The organism is Nocardia coubleae NBRC 108252, from assembly GCF_001612805.1.
Taxonomy (GTDB): domain Bacteria; phylum Actinomycetota; class Actinomycetes; order Mycobacteriales; family Mycobacteriaceae; genus Nocardia; species Nocardia coubleae.
Window position 1 is genome coordinate 42,310 of record NZ_BDBD01000027.1, and the last position, 21,823, is coordinate 64,132.

A 21,823-nucleotide genomic window follows, 5' to 3' on the forward strand; every position below is an offset into this window, starting at 1 on the left:
CTATTTCAGCCCGGCGGCGGTCCGCTTTCCGATCGTTGCCGAGAGGGCGTCGAGTTCGGCCAGAATGTCGGTTGCCGCCCATACTCGACCCCGCTTCGCTGCCGAAAGCACTTCGAGCACGCCCGCCTCGACCAGGCGATCCAGCGCTCGATAGGTGGCGGAGTCGGTCGTTCCGGCGATTCGCTGTGCCGTGTCGATATTGAGGATCGGGTGGTCGAGCAGTCCGGCGATCAGCGCCTCGTCCGAAGATCCGGCCCTCGGCCGGGCCGAGGCGCGCCACTGCGCGGGCAAGTCCGCCAACGTCCGGGCGGATTCGATTGCAGCGTCGCTGGCGTGGACGGCCGCGAGCGCCACGTACTCGACGAATTCGTCGACGCGACCCGCGCGGTAGGCCATGAGTTGATCGAAGTAGCGTGCGGTGTTCGCCAGCATGACCGACGCCAACGGAACGGTGACCCGGCTGGTCAGGCCACGCCTGCGGAATATCGCGCTGATCAGCGCGCGCCCGATCCGTCCGTTGCCGTCGACGAACGGATGGATGGACTCGAACTGCGCGTGCGCGATCGCCGCCTGCGCCATGATCGGCAGGTCGGTTCGGGCGGTGAAAGTCAGCAGGTCGTCCATCAGCTCACCGACGAGCTCGGGCGGCGGCGGGACGAACAACGCGTGCAGTGGGGTGTAGTCGCTACCACCGATCCAGTTCTGCGCATCGCGGAACCGGCCGGCCTCACGAGCGGCGTAATAGTCCGGAGCCATGAGCAGCCGATGTGCCGCAAGCAGATCCGAGGTCGTGACCGGGCCGCTGCTTGCCGCATCCACCATCGTGGCGAGTGCCTGGACGGCGGCGAGCTGCGATTTCGCTTCATCGCTCGCCTTCGCGCCGCCGACGGCCTTTCCGAAGGCCCGCCAGCCGGCGTCGATGTGTTCGATGTTCGATGACGCTACCGACTCACTGCGCAGCAGGAAGTCGGCGAGCGGAGCCATGTACTGGCCGAATCCCGCTTCGAGCCGCGCCACCGCGATCACGGCCGTTTCGCCCGCGGTCACCACCTGCGATGGCGGCACATAGTCCAGATCGGCGATGCGCGGGGGAACAGAGACCGTAATGCGTTCCAACAGGCGGTCGTCACGCGAACCCTGGCGTTGCCGCGGCGACCACGCGCGTTCTTCGAGGCGATGCGGTGGCCAGGTCATCGGCAGCTGCGATCAGAAAGTACAGCAGGCATTTGCTTACTATACTTTAGTTGCCATAAACGCGACTATCTCCGACCTTACTCGCGTTGGATGCACTGAAAACGAGCATCTGCCGCAAGTTCATCGGAGGAGGGTGGTGGCGTGTTCGCGGGCTCGGATTACGGCTTCGGTGATGCCCTTGCAGAAGGGGAGGCCGTGGCCGGGGAGGACGAGGGGGGCGTCGAGGGGTTCGAGGGTGGTGAGGGCGGTCAGGGTTTGGTCGGTGTTGTGGTGGAAGAACTTGGGGAGTAGTTGGGGGCCCTGGTGGGGGGAGGTGGGGTGGGCGGTGATGAGGGCGTCGCCGGTGGCTATGGCGCCCTGGGTGGGGAGGTGGAAGGCGGTGTGGCCGGAGGTGTGGCCGGGGGAGGAGATGGGGACGGGGTGGCCCGGGAGGTCCAGGGGGCCCGCGGTGGGGAAGGGCTGGATGTGGGGGACAGGGTTCTTGCGGAGACCGCCCGCTGCCGTAATGCGCAGTGCCCAGGCCGCGGTGCCCGGGTTGGTGAGGCGTTTGATCACGTCGAGGGGAGTGGCTGACTCGTGGACCTCGCCGCGGGCGTGCGCTACCTCGGTGGGGCTGGTGTAGGCAGGGGTGCCGTAGTGGCGGTGCAGGTGGTTCAGGGCGCCGACGTGGTCGAGGTGGGCGTGGGTGAGCAGGACGGCGACGATGTCTTCGGGGCGGTGGCCGAGGGCACGGAGCGCCGATTCGATGATTTTCGCGTCGCCGTACCAGCCGGCGTCGATGAGGGTGAGGTCGCGGCCCTCGCGCAGCAGGACCATGTTCACGTCCGTGCCTCGGATGGTGAACACGTCGTCGGCTACTTGACGATGTCGCATGAAAACCTCTCCCTGACAGTGGGTTTCGACCCTACCGGCTCAGCGGTAGGGTCGCGCCCGATCACCAGATGGTGACCCGCTCCTCCGGTGCCAGGTACAGCTTGTCCTCGGGAGTCACCTCGAAGGCCTCGTAGAAGCTGTCGATATTGCGCACCACCGCGTTGCAGCGGAACTCCGGCGGCGAATGCGGGTCGACGGCGAGGCGGCGGATCGCCTCCTCCTGCCGCGCCTTGGTCCGCCACACCTGCGCCCAGCCGTAGAACACCCGCTGCAGACCGGTGAGGCCGTCGATGACCGGCGGCTCTTTCCCGTCAAGCGAGATCTTGTACGCGGCAAGGGCAATCGACAGACCACCGAGATCGCCGATGTTCTCGCCGATGGTGAACTCGCCGTTCACGGTGTGCTCGTCGGACAGGTCAGCGGGCGAGAGCACGTTGTACTGGTCGATCAGCGCCTTGGTCCGCTTGCCGAATTCGGCGCGGTCGTCGTCGGTCCACCAGTCCTGCATATTGCCGTCGCCGTCGTACTTCGCGCCCTGGTCGTCGAAGCCGTGCCCGATCTCGTGGCCGATCACCGCGCCGATCCCGCCGTAGTTGGCGGCGTCGTCGGCGTTCATGTCGAAGAACGGCGGCTGCAGGATGGCCGCCGGGAAGACGATCTCGTTCATGCCGGGGTTGTAGTAGGCGTTCACCGTCTGCGGAGTCATGAACCATTCGCCGCGATCCACGGGGCCACCGAGTTTGCCCAGATCACGGTCGTGGTCGGCGGCGTAGCCACGGCGGTAGTTGCCGACGAGGTCGGCGGCGTCGATCTCGACCGCCGAGTAGTCGCGCCAGGTGTCGGGGTAGCCGATCTTGGGGGTGAACTTCTCCAGCTTGGTCAGTGCCGCGGCGCGGGTGTCGGGGCCCATCCACTCGAGTTCGGCGATATTGCGGCGGTAGGCCTCCTGCAGATTGGCGACCAGCTCCACCATCCGCGCCTTGGCCTCGGGCGGAAAGTGCCTGGCCACATACAGTTTGCCGACGGCCTCACCGAGCAGTTCCTGGACCAGGCCGACGCCACGCTTCCAGCGTTCCCGGATCTCCTGCGCGCCGGTGAGAGTGCGGCCGTAGAAGTCGAAGTTCGCGGCGACGATCTCGTCGGTGAGGTACGGGGCGCGCGCGTGCAGCACCTGCCACGCGGCCCACGCCTGCCAATCCGCTTGCGGCACATCCGACCACGCGCGCGCGAAGGCACCGACGTAACCGGGCTGGCGGATCACGAGTTCGGCGAACAGCTCGGCGCCCGCACGGTCGACACCCTCGGCGACGGCGTCGGCCCAAGCAGCCCAGTCGAATTCGGGGTGGGCGGTGGCGAGCTCGTCGAAAGTGGTGAGGTTGTAGCTCTTTTCGGCATCGCGGCGGCGCACCACGTCCCAGTGGCCTGCCGCCAGGGTGCGTTCCAGCTCGAACACCCGGTTCGCGGCGTCGGCCGGATCGGTCGGCACGAGGCCGGCCAAGGCCGGGTCGGACGCGGCGAGGGTGAACATCTTGGTGATGTGGGCGCGGTAGGCGTCGCGGATCTCGGCGAACTCGTCGGACCGGTAGTACGACTCGTCGGGCAGGCCGATGCCCGACTGGGTGGCGTGCAGCAGGTAGCGGGTGGAGTCCTTGTCGTCGGTGTCGACGTAATAGGCGAGCGCGCCGCGCACGCCGGTGCGCTGCAAGCGGCCGAGCAGCGCGGCGAACGCGCTCGCGTCGGTGACGGTGGCGACGGCGCGCAGTTCGTCGGCCACCGGGGTGAGCCCGGCGGCGGCGACCAGCTCGGTGTTCATGAAGCTCGAGTACAGGTCACCGATCTTGCGGGCGTCCGCGCTGTCGGCCGCGCCATCGGCACACTCGGTGATGATGGTCTGCACATCGATCTCGGCCTGGTCGTACAACGTCTGGAACGCACCGTCCACCGCCCGGTCGGCCGGAATCTCGTAGTCGGCCAACCACCGCCCGTTGACGTGCGCGAACAGATCGTCCTGCACCCGCACATCCTGATCACGGAAGGACAGGTCGATACCGGAGGGGCTGCTCAGATCCGAAGTCACGCGCTCCAGTATGCCGAAACATCCCTGCGAACCGGGGGCGTGCCGGACGGCGCCGCACTGATCGGCCGACCGCTCACAGATCGCGCGCCGATCAGCTTTTCGCTCCGTGGCCGTCTGTACCTGGGAGATCGACTCACAGGAGGCAGACGACATGCGGAAATTGATCTTCGGGATGAATGTGACTCTGGACGGCTACATCGCCGCCCCCGGGGACGACCACGGCTGGAGCGGGGGTGAGGGGCCGGATTCCTCATCGAGTGACGAACTGTTCCAGTGGTGGTCCGACCGGGTGGCGGCGACGGAGCTGTCGCTGTACGGGCGCAAGTTGTGGGAGGCGATGAGTTCACATTGGCCCACCGCCGACGAGCAGCCGGGCGCCACGCCGGCGGAGGTCGAGTTCGCCCGCCGCTGGCGGGACATGCCGAAGGTGGTGTTCTCCTCGACCATCGGTGCGGTCGACTGGAACACGCGCCTGGTCAGCGGCGATGCGGTCGGTGAGATCGGCCGGCTCAAGGGTGAGGAGGGCGGTCCGATGGATATCGGCGGTGCGACGCTCGCCGCGGCCGCCATGCGAGCCGGGCTGATCGATGAATACCTGCTGGTCACCCATCCGGTGCTGGTGGGCGGCGGTACACCGTTCTTCACCGCGCTGGACAGCTGGGTGAACCTGAAGTTCCTCGAAACGCGGACGTTTCCCGGCGGCGTGGTGCTGACCCGGTACGAGACGAGGCGGTGAGCATCGATCGGTTCAAGCCTCTGCCCCGGTGCCCTGGACCCAGGCCTCGTCGACCGGCAGTGTCGTCGGCAGGCCCAGCCAGGGCTTGCCGGTGGCGTCGAAACCGGTGAGCTCGGCGATCTTCCCGTCGACGATGCGCAGGGCAGCGACGGCGAACAATCGGTACTCGGGGGCATCGGGGGTGCGTAGGTACAGCGCGGCGGCAGGCATGCGGTTGACCGTCGTGGCGATCCCGCGCCAATCGTCGTGGCCGGGCTGGAAGAGCCCGCCTGCGACCCAACCGTCCACCGCGTCCTTCGCTGTCCTGGTGACGACGCCCGAGTCCGGCAGCATCACGAAACGCAGGTCATCGCGCAGCAAGGCGATCAGTCCGTCGAGGTCGTTGCGCTGGTGGGCGTCGATGTAGGACCGCACCACACCGCGCTCGTCGTTCGACAGTTCGTGGCGTGCGGGGAGCTGCCAGTCGAGGCGGCGGTCGGGTAACTGCTCGCGTATCGTCGCGCGCGCTCGCTGCAGGCCACTGGTCACCGCGGCGACGGTGATCTCGAGGGCCTCGGCCACCTTCGACGCGGGCCAGCCGAGAACGTCGCGCAGGATGAACACCGCCCGCTGCCGCGGCGGCAGATACTGGACGGCGACTATGAACGCCAGCTCGATCGTCTCCCGCGCGACCGCCGATTCCTGCGGGTCCTCGGGCAGCATCCGGTCGGGGTAGGGCTGCAGGTGCGCCGTCTCGGAACCGGGCAGCTCCGAGGGTATGGGCGTGCGCTTGTCCAGGAAGTCGAGACAGGCGTTGGTCGCGATCCGGTACAACCAGGTGCGCAGAGCGGCGTTGCCCTTGAACGACTCCCGCTTGTGCCAGGCACGCAGGAATGTCTCCTGCGTCATGTCCTGCGCGTCGTCGTAGTTCGCGAGCATCCGATAGCAGTGCACCTGCAGCTCACGCCGGTGGCGCTCGGTGAGGACCGCGAACCGCGCCGGATCGCCTGAGCGGACCACGTCGAGGAACGTGGCCTCGTCGGCGCTCAGCGGTCCGGCGTCGGTCATATCGGCATTCCTTCCACCGGTGCGAGGGACATCAGAACTGACGACGCGGCGAAGGATTTCTGATCGGTGGCGGCCGGATCCGCCCTAGACGCAGGCGAATTCGTCGTCGCGGACGCCGGCGACGAAGGCGTCCCATTCGGCGGGGGTGAAGTGCAGGGCGGTTGATCCGTGGCGCAGGGTCGTGGCGCCGTCGGCTGCGTGCTGGGTGGTAAGGGAGGGGTGCGGGCGCTGGGCGAGCAGGCAGTCGAGGAAGGCGTTCCACACGGAGGCGGGGACGGTGATGATCGGCTCGTCGAGGCCACGGTTCATCGGGTTGCGCCGGAATTTGCTGTCTCGTATCTGGACGGCGTCACCTTCGAAGCGAACCTCGACACATTGGTTACCGTTGTTGGAGCGCGACGAGGTGAACCAGCCGTGATCGGCCGGGCGGCGGCGAGCTGTGATCGACATAACACGAATCTTACACTCTCGCATAGTCGCTGATCAGGGCAAGGGATTCGGATCTCGGCATGGCCTGTTCCCTGGCCCGCAGGAAGGCGTAGCCGAGATCGCGGACCTGTTCGGCGTCGTCGACGTGACCACCGAAAACAGCGCTCTCGGCCCACGCGAAGGTCGGTAGCTGATCGCTTGCGAAGTCGAGCAGATGGAAGCTGGAACCGCCGAGCACCGCACCCTCGGGAGCACTGAACGGGATCACCCGGACGTCGACGGTGTCGAGTTCGCGCATCAGCTCCACCAGGTGACACAACTGCCCGCGCAACACTTCGGGGCCCCCGGTCTGCTGACGCAGCGTCGCCTCACCGAGTACGGCCGTGAGTTCCAGCGGTTCCGGTTCCCGCAGCCGCCGCTGGCGACGCAACCGTATTGCAACTAATTGGTCTACCTGTACCGGGCGGATCATCACGTCGGCACTGATGAGCGCCCGCGCGTACGCCTCCGTCTGCAGCAGGCCGGGCACGATCAGGCTGTCGTAGCTGCGGATACTCTGCGCCCCCGCCTCCATGCCGTACAAACGCTGCAGTTCGGGGCCGATCAGCGCGGCCGAAGTGGACCACCAGCCGCGCTGTTTGCTGGCCTCGAGCAGCGCGAGCAATTCCCGGCGTTCGTCGGCGGGCACATCGAGAACATCGAGCACCGGTTCGATAGTCGTGCGTGTGAGGACCCGTCGGCCTTTTTCAACATGGGACCAGTTAGCGGGGGTGAAACCGACCCGCTTGGCAAAACCCGCGGAGTCGAAACCCCGCTGTTCGCGCAGGTCACGCAGGCGCAGGACCAGCTCCCAGCGCGCGGCGGTAGGCGAAACGGGTGCCATGGGCGCTGATCGTACTCCGGGTGAACACACCTGCTACTGACTATTGTCAGCGTCGTTGTGTCGCATTAGGCTGTAGATAGCGGCAAATATCTAGCGAATGCAAGCTCCACACCGTCGACGGAGACGAGGTAGTGATGAGCCAGCGCACTGACAGCAAGGGCGGCTATGCCGCCGCCGAGGAATACTCGGAAACCCAGGACGCGCTCGCGCGCTGTCGTCACTATCGCAAGCACAACGGTCTCTATGCCGTGGTCGAAGCCACCTTCGGGCGCATCGTGCTCGAAATCGGGGCCGTCGGAGCCGTGGTGATGCCCTCCACGCTGGGCGAACGAGTGCGCGGACAGCTGCTCAGCCGTGGTCAACGCTGCGGGCCGATCATCGGGCACCCCCGGTCCGGCCGCTGGACCTTCCTCACCGGGCCCACCGACAATTCCTACCTCGACACCGAACTGTTCGCCGAGATGTTCCGGGTGTGCGCATCGGTCGCCCTGCCCGGCAGCGACGTGGTGCTGCCCTCCCCGGCCGACGAACGCAGCGGCTACCGCATCTGGCTGCAATCGCCCGACGGCGACTACCGTCCCGACTTCGCGCAGATCGTCGCCGCCACCCGCGCCAACGCCAGAACCACCGCCCTGATGCGCGAACCCGGTTCGGCCTAACCGCCCAGCCGGGCGTGCATCTCCCAGACCAGCACTTCGGCGTCGCCGTGCGGACGAATCAGCTGACCACCCGAGCGGGTGAGCCGCACGGCGTCGCCCTGGGCCAGGGTGCCGACACCTTCCATGTCCACCTCGCCGCGTGCGACGAAAACATGCAGGTAGGGGGCGTCGGGCAGGGTCACGGGGGCGCTGTCGGCGGTCAGCCGGGCCACGTGCATCGCCGCGTGCGAGGAATTGATCGAGATGGCGGTGCGGTCGCGGTAGCGCGGTAGGCCCGAGGCCACCGTCACCAGATCGCCGCGGGCGAGTTCGTCATCGATCTCGAGCTGCTGATAGCCCGGATCGACACCGGGTTCGTCGGGCACCACCCACATCTGCACGAAATGCACCGGCTCGTCGTGCTCGGGCAGCTTGCCGTCCAGGCGCCAGGAGTCGTTCTTCTCCGAGTGCAGGATGCCCGTGCCCGCGCTCATCCGCTGAGCCAGACCGGGATAGATCACCCCGTTGTGGCCGAGCGAATCCTGGTGCACCAGGCTGCCGCCGAGCACCCAGGTGACGATCTCCATGTCGCGGTGCGGGTGGGTGTCGAAACCCTCGCCGGGCAGCACCACGTCCTCGTTGTTCACCAGCAGCAGGCCGTGATGGGTGTTGTCGGGGTCGTAGTGCTCGCCGAACGAGAACGAATGCTTGGAGTCGAGCCAGGAGATCCTGGTCTTCATCCGGTCACCGGCCCGATGCACCTCGATGCGCGGTGTCGTCGATGTGGACATGACCCTCCTCCTGCGCTGCACCCGTACCGCCACCTCAATTCTGGCACCACTATCCTCACGACGTGTCGACCCATCGCGCTGACGGCTCGAATCCGGCGGATGAGCGGCCGATCTCGCTGCGACATCTGCTGCGCGAAAGCCGCGGTGTGGTGCGGCGCAATCCACGGATGCCACGGTTGGCGCTGCTGCGCCTGGCCGCCCAATTCGGTGACGGCATGTTCCAGGCGGCGCTGTCGGGCGCCATCCTGTTCAACCCCGAACGCGAAACCGACCCCCTGGCCATCGCCGCCGGTTTCGCGGTGCTGCTGCTGCCGTATTCGGTGCTCGGTCCCTACGCGGGCGCCCTGCTCGATCGGTGGGATCGACGCAATGTGCTGCTGGTGGCGAGCATCGCGCGGGCGACGCTCATCGCGGCCGCCGCGCTGGCGCTGTTCGCCGGGGCGGGGGAGAGCGTGCTCCTGGTGCTCGCGCTGGCGACCGTCGGAATCAGCCGGTTCGTGCTTGCCGGGGTGTCGGCCGCGCTGCCGAGGGTGCTCGAACAGCGCTGGCTGGTTCCGATGAACTCGGTGCTGGCCACGGTGGCCTCGGCGTGCGCGGGGGTCGGCGCGGCGGCGTCGGTGGCGGTGATCGCGGTGCTGGGGGCTGGGGATTCGGCCTCGGCCGTGGCGGTCGCGCTCAGCGGGGTCGGGTCGGTGGTCGGCGCGCTGCTCGCCGCCGGTTTCGCACCGCGCATCCTCGGGCCCGAAAAGGGTTCGGCGGGAGCGGAAAGCGCTGTGCGTGCGATCGCGACTGGGTTGGTCACCGGTGCGCGCGCGGTCTGGCGATCGACGCAGGTGACGACCGCGATGATCGGCATCGGAGCGCATCGCATCGTGTTCGGGATGAACACGCTCATCATGGTGCTCGTGCTGCGTCAGCCCGAGGGGCAGAGCGAAATGAGCGGCGGGCTGGTCGGATTCGGGGTCGCGATCGGTGCGGCCGCGGCGGGCATGCTGCTCGCCGCGATCCTCGCGCCCGTGCTGATTCCCCGGCTCGGCAGGCCGCGGACCGTGCTCGTCGGGCTGGCGACGGCCGTCATCGTGCAGCTCACCCTGGTGACACCGACCGCGCTCGCCTCCTCGGAAGCGGCCACCGACCACGCCCACCGGCTGCTGCTGATCGGCGCGTTCGGGCTCGGGCTCGCCGGCCAGACGATCAAACTCACCGGCGACGCCAGCATGCAGATCGACATCGACGACGACCGGCGCGGCCAGGTGTTCGCCCTCCAGGACACGGTCTTCAACATGACCTTCGTGCTGGCCATCGCCGCGACCGCCCTGGTGATTCCGGCCGACGGGCGTTCACTGCCGGTGGTGCTGGTCGGCGCCGGGGTGTACGCGCTCGGCATCGTCGCGATCGCGCTGAATTCGCGGCGGGCACGCTGATCCGTCGAAGAGCGTCCGCGCGCGGTCAGTCGTCGGGTTCGAAGCGCAGGCGTTCACCCGGACGGAGTTGGGCGACGCGGTCGACGTCGGCGTCGAGCACGACCGCGATCACCGGGTAGCCGCCGGTGATCGGATGGTCGGCGAGGAAGACGACCGGTTGACCGCTCGGCGGCACCTGCACCGAGCCGAGGGCGACACCTTCGGCGGGCAGTTCGCGAGTGATCGAGCGGGTGAGCGGCGGCCCGGCGACGCGGTCGAGGCGGGCGCCCACGCGGTCGGTCTCACTGCTCACCTGCCACGAGCCCCGGAACAGGGCGGTGGGGTCGGTGAACCAGTCTTCGCGCGGGCCGGGACGAGCGCGGACGACGAGCACCTCCGGCGGCACGGGAACCGGCGCGAACTCGACGGTCGGGAAGGTGCGCGGCGGGGGACCGACGGGTAGCTGCATGCCCGGTCGCAGCGGGTCTGGGCCGATGCCGGAGAGGGTGTCGCGGCTGCGGGAACCGAGGACCTTCGGCACGTCGATGCCGCCACGTACACCGATGTAGGTGCGTAAACCGGTGCCTGCCATGCCGAGGCGAAGGGTCTGGCCCGCCTCGAGTTCGAGAACGCTCGCATGGCCGACGGGTGTGCTGTCCACCGTGGCCGTCGCCGGTGCGCCGGTGACCGCGACGGTGACGTGCGCATCGGTGCGCACTACGAGCCCGCCGAGCAATACCTCGATGCCCGCGTGGTCCTCCGGATTGCCGACCAGCCGGTTCGCCAGCCGCAACGAGGCGCGGTCGGCGGCGCCGGCCGGACCCACGCCGGAATCGAACCAGCCGGGTCTGCCCAGGTCCTGGATCGTCGCGAGCGGCCCCACCCGCTCGATGAAGATCACCATGCGATCTCTCCCCGATTATCTGTCGAGGCGGCGCACCATTGAGCAGCCCTTGCCTATTGCGCGATGTCGACGAACCGCACCGCCGTTCCCGCCCGGATCAGTGCGGGTGGGTCGCGATCGACCGCCCACATGCGTAGATCGGTACTTCCGATCAGTTGCCATCCGCCCGGTGTGCCACGCGGATATACCGCCGAGTACCCACCGGCCAGTGCCACCGCACCCGGTGGGATGGCGGTGCGGGCCTGGGCCCGGCGCGGCACGGTGAGCCTGCCGTCGGGCGAGACGAGATATCCGAAACCGGGTGCGAAACCCACGAAGGCGCACTGCCAGACGGTACCGGTATGGGCCGCGATCACCTCCGCGACAGACAGGTCGAGCAGCCGGGCGACCTCGGGCAGGTCGACCCCGTCGTAGCGCACCGGCACCTCGACCACCTCGTCGGGGCAGTCCGGGTCGGACAGTGTTCCACGGGAAACATCGAGCGAATCCGGCTGTGCGGATTCGGAATCCAGGCGGTCGAGCAGCGCGAGCAATTCCCGGCGCACCTGTGTGCCGTAGTTCACCGAATGCAGGGTGACCAGCACGGTCTCCGCCGCGGGCAGCACGTCCTGGACACCGGCGATGGCATGCACCCGCAGCGCCGACGCCAGGCGCTGCACCGGCCGTGGATCGTCGAGGGTGATGAGCATGGCGCGGTCACCCGCGGGCCTGATCCGTGTGCTCCAGTCGGTCACCATCGCGCCTCCCACCCTCAACCGAATGGTTCGACAGGTACGCCTGCCTCGTCCAACGCCCCCCTGATGCGGCGTGCCATCTCCACGGCCGCGGGCGAGTCACCATGGACACACACACTGGCCACGGACACAGCGACCGCACCCGGACCGTCAACGGTACGCGCGGTCCCCGACAACGCAAGGGATACCGCCTGGGCGACGGCGTCGTCGGGCGTCAGCACCGCACCGGCAACCCCGCGCGGCGCCAACGTGCCGGTGGCGGTGTAGGCACGGTCGGCGAAACCCTCGCCGACGAAACGCACTTTCGCTCGGTTCGCGGCGTGTTCGAGTTCGGTTCCGGCGGGGCCGAGCAGGGCGAGACCGGTTTCGGCCTCGGCGACGGCGGTCGCGACCGCGTCGGCGAGCAGACGATCGCGAGCGGCCGCGTGATAGAGGGCGCCGTGCGGCTTCACGTACCGCACCCGGTCGCCCGCCGCGCGCGCGAACGCCGCGAGGGCGCCGATCTGGTACAGCACCTCGTCGCGCAGTTCGGCGGGCGCGATGGCGATATCGCGGCGGCCGAAGCCGACCAGATCGCGGTAGCCGACATGGGCGCCGATCCGCACACCCTTGGCCACGGCCAGTTCGCAGGTGCGGCGCATGATCGTCGGGTCGCCCGCATGGAAACCGCACGCGATGTTGGCGCTGGTGACGATGTCGAGCATGGCGGCGTCCTCACCCATCCGCCACGGGCCGAAACCCTCGCCCAGATCACTGTTCAGGTCCAGCGGCATGCTGCCCTCCGGTTTGCGCGCGTGCATGAACGCCCTCATTGTGCGCCGTGCACCGTGGCCACGTTTCAGCAGGCGTACACCCGCACCTCCGTGGCCTTGACCGCGAAATACGCCCGCGCGCCGACGGTGAGGCCGAGCTGGGCCACGGCGGCCGGGGTGAGATCGGCGCACAGGCCGGGCGCGTTCGGTGCGTCACCGCGCACCCGCACGATGCCGCCCCGATCGGTGATCTCGGTGATGCCGACGGTGAAGACGTTGCGTGGGCTGCCGCCGGGAGGTCGGGTGAAAACCGAGACCGCGGCGGGTGAAAAGACAGCCGCCGCACGGGTGCCTGCGGTGAAATCGCCGACAACGCAACCATCGACCGCCGATTCGCCATCGGGTGCTGCCGAGTGCCGGGCGCCGCCGGCCGAACTCGACCCCGATCCACCATCGGCGACGCTGGTTATCGGCCGTTCTGTGGAGCCGAGCGAGGCACTGGTAGTGGCGCTGTCCGCCGGTCGATCGGCGGGGTGTGCTGCTGGTCGGTGCCGGGCTGCGCTGTCACCTGGCGGGATCGGTTCGCTGTGTCGGCCGGGTCCGACCAACACTGCCGCGAAGGCCGGGTCGGACCCGTGCGGCGCGGTGGCGGTGCCGTGCAGGAGGTTCAGGCCCGCGATGCGGGCGGCGAAGGGGCTGCGTGGGTGCGACATCACGTCGGTGACCTGGCCGGATTCGACGATGCGGCCGGATTCGACGATGACGAGGCGGTCGGCGAGGGTGATGGCGTCGATGATGTCGTGGGTGACCAGGACCGCGCTGCGCGGGTGGGCGGGGTCGCGCAGGACGCGGCGTAGCAGCGAGCGCATGGCGGGGGCGGCATCGACGTCGAGGGCCGACATGGGTTCGTCGAGCAGGAGCAGGTGCGGGTCGACGGCGAGGGCACGGGCCAGGGCGACGCGTTGGGCCTGGCCGCCGGAGAGGGCGGCGGGGTAGCGGTCGGCCAGGTGCGTGGCATCGACGGCCTCGAGCCATTCGGCGGCGACGGTTTTCGCGTCGCGGTTACCACGGCTGCGTGGGCCGAAAGCGACATTCTCGGCGACGGTGAGGTGCGGGAAGAGCAACGGCTCCTGGGCGAGCAACGAGATGCCGCGTCGATGTGGCAGGAGCGCAACACGTTTCGCGGTTTCGGTGAGGATATCGGCGCCCAGGCGCACGTGGCCCGCATCGGGGACGAGCAGGCCCGCGATCACCTGCAACAGGCTGGACTTACCCGCACCATTCGGGCCGAGGACGGCGAGGACTTCGCCCGGTGCGACCTCGAGCGCCAGGTCCAGATCGCGATCCGCAATGCGTGCGGCCACCGAAAGGCCCGCCGGATGCGACGACCTCCCTGACGATTCGTCGGGTGCGCTCGCGGAGAACCCCGCCGGACCGGACGACGGCTCGCTTCGCACAGATTCGTGGTGTGCGCTAGCCGGATCGAAGCCCGACGGCACGCTTCGCGGCTCGTCGTGTGGGCTCATTCAGCTCTCCCTCCGGTGCGGGCGCTGCCGAGCTGGGTGCCTGGGATCGGGCTGGTACGCCGGTAGGCCAGCAGCACGATCAGGATCGCGACGATGATGAGCACCACCGAAAGCGCGACGGCCGCATCGGGATCGGCTTCCCGCTGGAGGTAGATCTCCAGGGGCAGGGTTCGGGTTCGGCCCTGGAGGCTGCCCGCGAAGGTGAGGGTGGCGCCGAATTCACCGAGCGCGCGGGCGAAGGCGAGCACCGCACCGGAGATGAGCGCGGGGCGCATCAGCGGCAGGGTGATCCGCCACCACACCGTGCTCGGCCCGGCCCCGAGGGTGGCCGCGATCTGCTCGTAGCGGTGACCCGCCGTCCGCAACGCACCCTCGAGCGTGAGGACCAGAAACGGCAGCGCCACAAAGGTCTGCGCCAACACCACCGCCGTCGTGCTGAACGCGATCTGCACGCCGAGGGCTTCGAGGTGGTTGCCCAACAGCCCACGCCGCCCGAAGGTGTACAGCAGAGCGATACCGCCGACAACGGGTGGTAGTACCAACGGCAGCAACACAAGTGCGCGCAACACCGGCAACCCACGCCATCGGGCCCTGGCCAGGACGACAGCCATCGGCACACCGAGCAGCACACACAGCAGCGTGCTGCCCGCCGCCGTCCGCAGGCTCAACCACAGTGCGTCGCGCGAGGCCTCGGTGGTCACCAGCGCACCGAACCGACCCCATTCCACGCCCCAGGCCAAGGCGCCGAGCGGCACGACCACCAGGGCGAATCCGATCAGCGCGGGCAGCAACAACCAGCGGGGGAACCCTGCGGCGCCGGTTTTCACGGCACACCGAACCCGGCTTCGGTCAGCATCCGCCGGCCCGTCGGGCCGGTCACCAGGTCGATGAACTTCCCCGCACCGGCGGAATCCCCGACCGCGCCGATGGGATAGGTGTTCACCGCCGCCGACGCCTCGGGGATCGCAACCGTACTCACCTTCGCGCCGGCACCCGCCGCATCGGTGACGTACACCAGGCCCGCATCCGCCTGTCCGGAGGTCACTTTGGTGAGCACGTCGGCCACCGACGATTCCTCACTCACCGGCTGCACTGTCACCTGAGCCGCTCCTGCGACCTTCTGTGTCGCCCGGCCGCACGGCACCTGCGGCGCACACACCACCACGGATAACCCGTCCTTGGTCAGGTCGCGGAAACTGTTGATCCCCTTCGGGTTACCGGGCGCGGTGACGATCGTGAGGACATTCGTCGCGAAGGGGCGCGCAGTGGTGATGCGTCCGTCGGCGATCACCTTGTCCATCGTCGGCTGGTCGGCCGAGGCGAAGACGTCGGCGGGCGCGCCGGCCTGCAACTGGGCGGCCAGATCCGACGATCCGGCGAACGAGAACTGCACGTCCACACCGGGGTTCGCGGCTTCGAAGTCGTCCTCGAGGTCGGTGAAGACCTTCTTCAACGAGGCTGCGGCGAATACCGTGAGCGTTGAATCGCTTGTCGCCGAATCTGTTTCGGAACCGCAGGCGGTGAGCACGGTCAGTGTGGCCGCCAGGGCGAGTGCGCGCTTCATCCGGCGGCCCGTTCGACGACGACCGTCGTGGCCTTCACACTCGCCAACGCCACACTCCCGGGCTCTAGCCCGAGCTCGCGCACCGCTTCGCTGCTCATCAACGAGACCACCGTGAACGGACCACATTGCATCTCGACCTGTGCCATCACCTTGTCGCTCACGACGCGAGTGACCAAGCCGGGGAACCGATTCCGGGCCGAACTGGCACTGCCGACCTCGGTGTGCGGCGTGCGCGCCTGCTCGACGGCGAGAGCCGCCAGCTCACGACCCTCGATGACCAACCGGCCCGCGCTGTCCTTGCTCGCCGACAGCGCGCCGGAGTCGATCCACCGGCGCACGGTGTCGTCGCTGACGCCGAGCAGATCGGCGGCTTCCTTGATTCGCAGTAGTGCCACCCGACCAGGATAGTTCCGCAGATACGGCGATACATAGATAAATCTTCCGCACATGCGGAAACATCCGGCTGTGATGTCGGCTCAACACACCGCCGAGCATGGCCGCCGACGCTGCGGGCAAGTACTCTCGGACCATCATGGCCACGTATTTCGATCCGAAGTCCTGGTCACTGGCGGGCGCTGTCGACCTGGGCAAACGTCTGCTCGACCCCTCGTGGATCGACCAGTGGCTCGGCTTCACCACGTCCTGGGCCGACCCGGTGGCCGACCTGGGCTCGGGCACGGTCACCGCGCTGATGCCCGACGTCCTGATGACCGTGCTCAGCGAGGGCATCTTCAGCCGCTTCGGCGGGCGGGAAGTGTCGGCCACCCTGCTCGGCCACGACCTCACCGCCACCCTCGACACGTTCAAGGTGCGCAGGCGCGGTGCCCACTTCCAGAGCAAGACGGTGCTGTCGGACCTGGTCTGGGACACGCACCCCTTCGATACCGTCACCGTGATCGCGCACGGCGTTCGCCTCATTCCCGGTGTGCCCACCAAGATTCGCGTGCAGCAACTCGACATCGAGGGCAGCATCGGCATCGGTGCCCTCATCGACTGGGTGGACGAGCAGAACCTGGACTGGAAGCTCCGGCTCGACGAGCAGGGCCGGATCGTCGCCACCCATCGCACCCGCAAGATGAGCGCCGTCGTCGACGCGCAGGTCTACGACAACCTGCTCACCATCGATATCCGCCGCGCCAGCTGGTACCGCATCCGCTTGCCGCGCCGGGTGGTCCAAGCGCCCGCGCTGCTGCTCGACGACCTGCCCAACCGGGCGAGCATCTCCTACGCGCACCGCCGCGGCGACGTGGTGAAATTCCGCATCGAACTGCCCGAGACCACCGGTTCGTTCGACCTCACCCAGATCCGCGACGCCATCATCGCCGGGACAACACTGATCGTCTTCTAGGACTGCTGGGTCGCCCACCACTCGCGCAGGGCTGCCTCGGCTTCGTCGCGGGTCATGGGGCCACGGTCCAGGCGCAGGTCCTTGAGGTATTTCCACGCCTTGCCCACCTGCGGGCCCGGCTCGAGACCGAGTAGCTCCATGATCGCGTTGCCGTCCAGATCCGGGCGCACCCGCGCGAGATCTTCCTGCTCACGCAGGGCCGCGATGCGCTGCTCCAGCTCGTCGTAGGTGGCGCGCAACGCCGCCGCCCGCCGCTTGTTGCGGGTGGTGCAGTCGGCCTTGACCAGCTTGTGCAAGCGATCGAGCAGGTCGTCGGCGTCGGTGACGTAGCGGCGCACGGCCGAATCGGTCCACTGACCCTTGCCGTAGCCGTGGAACCGCAGGTGCAGGAACACCAGGCGCGCAACGTCTTCGGTGAACGCCTTCGGATACTTCAGCGCCCGCATGCGCTTACGCACCATCTTCGCGCCGACCACCTCGTGATGGTGGAAGCTCACGCCGCCGCCCGGCTCGTTGCGCTTGGTGTCGGGCTTGCCGATGTCGTGCAGCAGCGCCGCCCAGCGCAACACCAGGTCGGGGTCGCCCTCCTCCTGGTCGATCGCCTGCGACAGCACCGTCAGTGAATGCTGGTAGACATCCTTGTGCTGGTGGTGCTCGTCGATCTCGAGCTTCATCGCGGGCACCTCCGGCAGCACCCGCTGGGCGAGACCGGTATCGCACATGAGGTTGATGCCGTCGATCGGATGCTCCGCACCGATCAGCTTGTCGAGTTCGGTGCGCACCCGTTCGGCGGTGATGCGGTCGATCTGCTCGGCCATCTCCACGATCGCCGTGCGCACCCGAGGCGCCACCTCGAAACCGAGCTGCGCGACGAAGCGGGCCGCGCGCAGCATGCGCAACGGGTCGTCGTCGAACGAATCCTGCGGTGCCGCAGGCGTATCGAGCACGCCTTCGAGCAGGGCATCCAGTCCGTTGAGCGGGTCGACGAATTCCAGCGATCCGTCCTCGGCGATCTTCACCGCCATCGCGTTCACGGTGAAATCGCGCCGGACCAGGTCGCCCTCGAGCGTGTCACCGAAGGTCACCTCCGGATTGCGGGACACTCGGTCGTACGTATCGGCCCGGAACGTGGTGATCTCGAGCTGGTGATCCCCCTTGGCCGCACTCACCGTTCCGAACGCGAGCCCACCGGTGTCCCACAACTGATCGGCCCACCCCCGCATCAGCTCCTGCACAACCTCCGGCCGCGCATCGGTGGTGAAATCCAGATCATTGCCCAACCGCCCGAGCACCGCGTCGCGCACGCTGCCCCCCACCAGATACAGCGAATGCCCCCGCGCGGCGAACATGCCCCCCAACGGCACCAGCACCTCGGACAGCTGCCCCAACGTCACCGCCGCACCAGCAAGCAGCCGAGCACGACGATCCGCGACAACATCAGAGGAAACCACGAGTACAGAGCTTACTGTTCCGCCTCCCCGCGACTCTGGCCAGACTCAGGTGCGTGCGGACTTGCGGACGCGGCAAGCTACTTGTGATGGCCTGGTCAGCCCGTCCCCGGTGAGTTACCCATGTTCGCGCGTGATCGGTGGGTTGCGGCGACAACAGCGCTCCAGCAACACAGCTAAGCTGGCGGAGTGTCTCCTCCGGCCGATCGCGCGAACAGTCGACGCCGCCAGCCGCGGCGGCGCGGCGGGGCGGGTAACGGCGGTAAGCCGCGTATGCGCACGGTGCGCGAAACGTCCGCGGGCGGCCTCGTTGTCGACGGGTTGGACGGGCCGAGGGAGCTGCGGTGCGCCGCGCTGATCGGGCGGACCGATCGGCGCGGGCGGTTGCTGTGGTCGCTGCCCAAAGGCCATATCGAGGAGGGCGAGACCTCCGAGCAGACCGCCATGCGTGAGGTCGCCGAGGAGACCGGCATCATCGGCGAGGTGGTCGCCGAGCTGGGCAATATCGATTATTGGTTCGTCACCGAGGGCAGACGGGTACACAAGACCGTGCACCACTACCTGCTGCGGTGTCTCGGCGGTGAGTTGTCCGATGCCGACGTGGAAGTCACCCAGGTTGCGTGGGTTCCGTTGAGCGAGTTGGATTCCCGGTTGGCCTACGCCGACGAACGGCGCCTGGCCGAGGTGGCTAATCGGATGATCGACCGGATGGAGACCGGCAAGCGATGACGGGTGGACTGTTCCGGCTGATCACGGCGGTCCTGACCATCTTGGGTTCGGTGGCGCTGCTGCCCGCGGTGGCGCAGGCGCAACCGGACGACACGTCGGCGCCGAAGTTCCTCAAACTCACCCTGGACGCGGTGGCGCCGGGCACGGTGACCACGAGCAGCGATCCGGTGCTCACGGTGTCGGGGACGGTCACCAATATCGGTGACCGGGTGGTCGACGATGTGAGCGTGCGCATCCAGCGCGCCGCGCCGGTGCTGTCGCCGAGCGGGTTGCGCAGTTCGCTGCGGCTCGATCAGGTGAACTACGACGTGACCGGGCCGTTCGAGGACGTGACGCCGCAGCTGAGTCCTGGCCAGCGCAAACAGTTCTCGGTGCGGATCGCGCTGCGCGGCGGCGACGGCGCGTCGCTCGGCATCACCGATCCCGGCGTGTATCCGCTGCTGCTGAATGTGAACGGTGAGCCGGCCTACGGCTCGCAGGCCCGGCTCGACGACGCCCGCTTCCTGCTTCCGGTGCTCGGGCTGCCACCGGCCGACGGTGACCCGGCGCCGGTCGCCGCGCCGCCGGAGGCCACGCCGGTGGCGACGACGGTGATCTGGCCGCTGGCCGACCGCCCGCGCATGGTGGCGGGCAAGCCGGGGTCGGTGAACGGGCAGGTGGAACTGCTCGACGACGAGCTCGCCGCCTCGCTCGGGAAGGGCGGGCGGCTCGAGCAGCTGGTCGCCGCGCTGGAAGCGGTCGCACCCGCACCGGGCAAGGACAACGCGGTCGCCGGGTCGGTATGCATCGCCATCGATCCCGACCTGGTGTCGACCGCGCAGACGATGACGCGCGGTTACCGGGTGCTGGCGAGTCCCTCGGATCCGGAGGGCGCGACGCGGGAGGGGACCGGCGCCGCGAACGCGCAGGCCTGGCTCGACCGGTTGCGCGCGCTCGCCGGGTCGATGTGCACGGTGGCGTTGCCGTACGCGCAGGTCGATGTGACGGCGTTGGCGGCGGTGAACGAGCCGGGTCTGTCGGCACGGGCCTTGCACGCACCGGCCGATGTGGTGGACGCGATCCTCGGCACCAGGTCGCTGCGCGGGGTGAGCCTGCCCGATTCCGGCAGCATCGACCACGCGGCGGGGCAGCTGCTGCGTGAGTACGGGTACGGCACGGCGGTGCTCGCCGGGTCGGCGGTATCGGGTGAGGGTTCGGTGACGGATCCGGAGACCGCGCTCACCTCCACGCCGTCGACGTTCGTGCCCGGCACGGTCGTCGGCGGGGAGCAGGCCGCGCCGGACGTGGTGCGGGTGCCGGATGTGAGCGTCGAGGCGGGGCCGAACACCGATCCGGCGCTGCGGGTGACGACCTTCGACATCTGGTCGGCGACCGCGCTGGCCGCCGTGGGTTCCAACCCGCCGACGCCCTCGTTCACGCCGTCGAAGGTGCGCTTCGACGTCACCAACGACTCACGGGCCGCCCGGTTGCAGGACGCACTCGGTGCGATGGCGTGGACCGCGCTGAATCCGGCGCCGGACCGGCCGCGTTCGCAGCTGTTGATGCCGCCGCAGCAGTGGGGCGCCAGCCGTGAGGAGGGTGTGGCGCTGCTCAAACAGGTGGAACTGCTCGCCCGCAACCAGCTGGCCCAGCCGCGGCCGTTCGCGGAGCTCGTCGCGCAGGAGCCGGATCCGCGCCCGTTCACCCTCGAATACCTGCCGTCGGCCGCTCAGGACGCGGCGCCCGAACATCTCGTCGTGCCCGTGCGCGACCAGGGTGCGCGGATCACCGAGATGATGCGGGCGCTCGTCGAACTGCCCGAGGCCGAACTGACACCGCTGGCCTTCCTCACGCCCGCGCGCGAGGATCTGCTGCGGGCGTTGAGCCTGTCGGACCGGCGTGGCGAGGACGACACTCTCGCCGACCTGCATGCCGACCGGCGTGTCGATCAGGTGACCCGGGAAATCGACACCGTCTTCGCGTCGGTATCGGTGTTGCCCCCTGGCGGTGTGTACACGCTCGCGTCCGAGCAGAGCCCGTTGCTACTGGTGGCCCGCAACGATCTGCCGGTGGCGATCCGGGTGAACTTCCGGATCTCCGCGCCTTCCGAGACGAACATCACCGATATCGGCGAACAGCTCCTTCCGCCGAATGGAACCCGGTCATTTCAGATACCGACCGAGGTGAGCGACAGCCGTAAGCTGGTCATTCCCATCGCCCTTACCACCCCCGACGGAATCACGCTAGGGGAGCCGACGTCGGTCTCGGTGCGCTCGAACGCCTACGGTCAGGCCTTGGCCATAATTACGGCATGTGCCGCGATACTGCTGTTGCTGTTGGCCGGGCGCCGGCTGTGGCGGCGCTTCCGCGGCCGACCCGACCCCGCCGACGAGGGCTTCGCCCCCGAAACGGTGGAACGGGCCGGACGGCTGCGACGCGCCCGGCAACGACTGCGTCGGCAGTGAACACCCACGCCTGACCGGCGCGCGGGGGACCATGACAGGCAAGAACGAGGCGGGATTCGCGGGTTGCGCCGGGTACAGGAGGCATGATGGGCGACGATGATTCCGCTCATCGGCACAACCACGACGAACGCGACGAGCCGACCCACCGCTGGGGTCCCGCCGCGCCATGGGAGCGTGGAATGAGCGGCCGCGACACCGACGAGCCGCACGTGCCCGCCCGTCCCGGCGATCGCCCGGTCCCGCCGCGCCTCGGTCCCGTCGACCCGGCCCGGCCGCACCCCGCTGATCCCGGCCCGCAGCAGG

The 21,823-nt window shown here is 68.6% G+C and carries 21 protein-coding genes; 6 read left to right on the forward strand and 15 right to left on the reverse strand.

Features of this window, described 5'->3' with window-relative positions:
• The 3 genes from NCO8_RS27685 to NCO8_RS27695 all read right to left on the reverse strand — a co-directional run bounded on the left by NCO8_RS27685 (nucleotide 1) and on the right by NCO8_RS27695 (nucleotide 4,144).
• Nucleotides 1–1,194 (reverse strand): Fic family protein, encoded by a 1,194-nt coding sequence (locus tag NCO8_RS27685; protein ID WP_067643976.1) that lies wholly within the window; start codon nucleotides 1,192–1,194, stop codon nucleotides 1–3.
• A 120-nt stretch (nucleotides 1,195–1,314) separates the two neighbouring features.
• Nucleotides 1,315–2,067: an MBL fold metallo-hydrolase gene (locus NCO8_RS27690; protein ID WP_067643979.1), complete on the reverse strand. Its 753-nt coding sequence runs from the start codon at nucleotides 2,065–2,067 to the stop codon at nucleotides 1,315–1,317.
• Between the two features lie 61 nt (nucleotides 2,068–2,128).
• Nucleotides 2,129–4,144: a M13 family metallopeptidase gene (locus tag NCO8_RS27695; RefSeq protein ID WP_067643982.1), complete on the reverse strand. Its 2,016-nt coding sequence runs from the start codon at nucleotides 4,142–4,144 to the stop codon at nucleotides 2,129–2,131.
• 151 nt (nucleotides 4,145–4,295) lie between these two features.
• On the opposite strand from NCO8_RS27695, the gene NCO8_RS27700 reads away from it, so the two are divergent.
• A complete protein-coding gene (locus tag NCO8_RS27700) occupies nucleotides 4,296–4,880 on the forward strand; it encodes a dihydrofolate reductase family protein (RefSeq protein WP_067643985.1) in 585 nt (194 codons plus the stop codon).
• 12 nt (nucleotides 4,881–4,892) lie between these two features.
• Here the strand turns inward: NCO8_RS27700 and NCO8_RS27705 are convergent, their stop codons facing one another.
• The 3 genes from NCO8_RS27705 to NCO8_RS27715 all read right to left on the reverse strand — a co-directional run bounded on the left by NCO8_RS27705 (nucleotide 4,893) and on the right by NCO8_RS27715 (nucleotide 7,239).
• Entirely contained in the window at nucleotides 4,893–5,927 is a 1,035-nt protein-coding gene (locus NCO8_RS27705; RefSeq protein ID WP_067643988.1) for an RNA polymerase subunit sigma-70, read from the reverse strand.
• 84 nt (nucleotides 5,928–6,011) lie between these two features.
• Nucleotides 6,012–6,377 carry a DUF397 domain-containing protein gene (locus NCO8_RS27710; RefSeq protein ID WP_067643991.1) on the reverse strand — a complete coding sequence of 122 codons (366 nt, stop codon included), beginning with the start codon at nucleotides 6,375–6,377 and terminating at the stop codon, nucleotides 6,012–6,014.
• A 10-nt stretch (nucleotides 6,378–6,387) separates the two neighbouring features.
• Nucleotides 6,388–7,239: a helix-turn-helix domain-containing protein gene (locus NCO8_RS27715; protein WP_067643994.1), complete on the reverse strand. Its 852-nt coding sequence runs from the start codon at nucleotides 7,237–7,239 to the stop codon at nucleotides 6,388–6,390.
• A 134-nt stretch (nucleotides 7,240–7,373) separates the two neighbouring features.
• On the opposite strand from NCO8_RS27715, the gene NCO8_RS27720 reads away from it, so the two are divergent.
• Nucleotides 7,374–7,898: a hypothetical protein gene (locus NCO8_RS27720; protein WP_210740153.1), complete on the forward strand. Its 525-nt coding sequence runs from the start codon at nucleotides 7,374–7,376 to the stop codon at nucleotides 7,896–7,898.
• Here NCO8_RS27720 and NCO8_RS27725 read toward each other — a convergent pair.
• On the reverse strand, nucleotides 7,895–8,668 hold the full coding sequence (locus tag NCO8_RS27725) for a pirin family protein (RefSeq protein ID WP_067644000.1): 774 nt from the start codon (nucleotides 8,666–8,668) through the stop codon (nucleotides 7,895–7,897). The genes NCO8_RS27720 and NCO8_RS27725 overlap by 4 nt on opposite strands.
• Nucleotides 8,669–8,835: 167 nt before the next feature.
• On the opposite strand from NCO8_RS27725, the gene NCO8_RS27730 reads away from it, so the two are divergent.
• The gene (locus NCO8_RS27730) at nucleotides 8,836–10,092 is read left to right on the forward strand and encodes an MFS transporter (protein WP_084457556.1); all 1,257 of its coding nucleotides are present in this window, start codon (nucleotides 8,836–8,838) and stop codon (nucleotides 10,090–10,092) included.
• A 25-nt stretch (nucleotides 10,093–10,117) separates the two neighbouring features.
• On the opposite strand, the gene NCO8_RS27735 is transcribed toward NCO8_RS27730, so the two are convergent.
• The 7 genes from NCO8_RS27735 to NCO8_RS27765 all read right to left on the reverse strand — a co-directional run bounded on the left by NCO8_RS27735 (nucleotide 10,118) and on the right by NCO8_RS27765 (nucleotide 15,946).
• A complete protein-coding gene (locus tag NCO8_RS27735; RefSeq protein ID WP_067644003.1) occupies nucleotides 10,118–10,975 on the reverse strand; it encodes a 5-oxoprolinase subunit C family protein in 858 nt (285 codons plus the stop codon).
• Between the two features lie 53 nt (nucleotides 10,976–11,028).
• A complete protein-coding gene (locus NCO8_RS27740; RefSeq protein WP_067644301.1) occupies nucleotides 11,029–11,712 on the reverse strand; it encodes a 5-oxoprolinase subunit B family protein in 684 nt (227 codons plus the stop codon).
• A gap of 14 nt (nucleotides 11,713–11,726) precedes the next feature.
• The gene (locus NCO8_RS27745; RefSeq protein ID WP_067644304.1) at nucleotides 11,727–12,482 is read right to left on the reverse strand and encodes a LamB/YcsF family protein; all 756 of its coding nucleotides are present in this window, start codon (nucleotides 12,480–12,482) and stop codon (nucleotides 11,727–11,729) included.
• Between the two features lie 65 nt (nucleotides 12,483–12,547).
• Nucleotides 12,548–13,825: a sulfate/molybdate ABC transporter ATP-binding protein gene (locus tag NCO8_RS32195; protein ID WP_067644006.1), complete on the reverse strand. Its 1,278-nt coding sequence runs from the start codon at nucleotides 13,823–13,825 to the stop codon at nucleotides 12,548–12,550.
• Between the two features lie 158 nt (nucleotides 13,826–13,983).
• Nucleotides 13,984–14,814 (reverse strand): ABC transporter permease, encoded by an 831-nt coding sequence (locus tag NCO8_RS27755; RefSeq protein WP_067644009.1) that lies wholly within the window; start codon nucleotides 14,812–14,814, stop codon nucleotides 13,984–13,986.
• Complete coding sequence (gene modA / locus NCO8_RS27760) at nucleotides 14,811–15,551, reverse strand: molybdate ABC transporter substrate-binding protein (RefSeq protein WP_067644012.1); 741 nt, start codon at nucleotides 15,549–15,551, stop codon at nucleotides 14,811–14,813. Before modA ends, NCO8_RS27755 begins: the two co-directional genes overlap by 4 nt.
• Nucleotides 15,548–15,946 (reverse strand): TOBE domain-containing protein, encoded by a 399-nt coding sequence (locus NCO8_RS27765; protein ID WP_067644015.1) that lies wholly within the window; start codon nucleotides 15,944–15,946, stop codon nucleotides 15,548–15,550. The genes modA and NCO8_RS27765 overlap by 4 nt, the downstream gene beginning before the upstream one ends.
• 98 nt (nucleotides 15,947–16,044) lie before the next feature.
• On the opposite strand from NCO8_RS27765, the gene NCO8_RS27770 reads away from it, so the two are divergent.
• The gene (locus NCO8_RS27770) at nucleotides 16,045–16,899 is read left to right on the forward strand and encodes a hypothetical protein (RefSeq protein WP_245655531.1); all 855 of its coding nucleotides are present in this window, start codon (nucleotides 16,045–16,047) and stop codon (nucleotides 16,897–16,899) included.
• Here NCO8_RS27770 and NCO8_RS27775 read toward each other — a convergent pair.
• Nucleotides 16,896–18,350 carry a CCA tRNA nucleotidyltransferase gene (locus NCO8_RS27775; protein ID WP_067644018.1) on the reverse strand — a complete coding sequence of 485 codons (1,455 nt, stop codon included), beginning with the start codon at nucleotides 18,348–18,350 and terminating at the stop codon, nucleotides 16,896–16,898. The two genes, NCO8_RS27770 and NCO8_RS27775, sit on opposite strands and share 4 nt — an antisense overlap.
• Nucleotides 18,351–18,620: 270 nt before the next feature.
• Here NCO8_RS27775 and NCO8_RS27780 point away from each other — a divergent pair, with 270 nt between their 5' ends.
• Both NCO8_RS27780 and NCO8_RS27785 read left to right on the forward strand, forming a co-directional pair.
• On the forward strand, nucleotides 18,621–19,076 hold the full coding sequence (locus tag NCO8_RS27780) for an NUDIX hydrolase (protein WP_067495077.1): 456 nt from the start codon (nucleotides 18,621–18,623) through the stop codon (nucleotides 19,074–19,076).
• Nucleotides 19,073–21,520 carry a DUF6049 family protein gene (locus NCO8_RS27785; protein WP_067644021.1) on the forward strand — a complete coding sequence of 816 codons (2,448 nt, stop codon included), beginning with the start codon at nucleotides 19,073–19,075 and terminating at the stop codon, nucleotides 21,518–21,520. Before NCO8_RS27780 ends, NCO8_RS27785 begins: the two co-directional genes overlap by 4 nt.
• Nucleotides 21,521–21,823 lie beyond the last annotated feature (303 nt).